This is a genomic window from Yersinia aldovae ATCC 35236, assembly GCF_000173735.1.
Classification (GTDB): domain Bacteria; phylum Pseudomonadota; class Gammaproteobacteria; order Enterobacterales; family Enterobacteriaceae; genus Yersinia; species Yersinia aldovae.
Genome location: NZ_ACCB01000126.1, coordinates 1 through 314, shown reverse-complemented (window position 1 = coordinate 314; position 314 = coordinate 1). Strand labels below are relative to the sequence as shown.

The following is a 314-nucleotide window of genomic DNA, read 5'->3' as shown; positions in this document are numbered from 1 at the left end:
CTTAAGAATTTATCATTAAAAATGCGTTCTTTACCCATTCCTATATGTTTAACAGCCGTCTTCATATTGTCATAAATACCTCTATTGGGTGTACCACCAAAATAAGCAAAGGCGTGATTATGAGCATCAATAAGCATATCAAGCTTCTCATTTGGGTAAGCTCGAATAAAAAATGCTCTGCTGTGACATAAACGAAAATGGGCAACTTTAAGTTTAACCAATAACCCATTTAATTTGACTGTTTCGAAACTCCAATCAAATTGATAGGCATCTGCTGCACTGAATCGTTGGGGAATAAAAACAACCTGGGGCGC

The 314-nt window shown here is 36.6% G+C and carries 1 pseudogene; it reads right to left on the bottom strand.

Annotation, left to right across the window (positions count from 1 at the left end):
• Positions 1–314 (bottom strand): annotated as a pseudogene (locus YALDO0001_RS19540) (DDE-type integrase/transposase/recombinase); the annotation flags it as partial.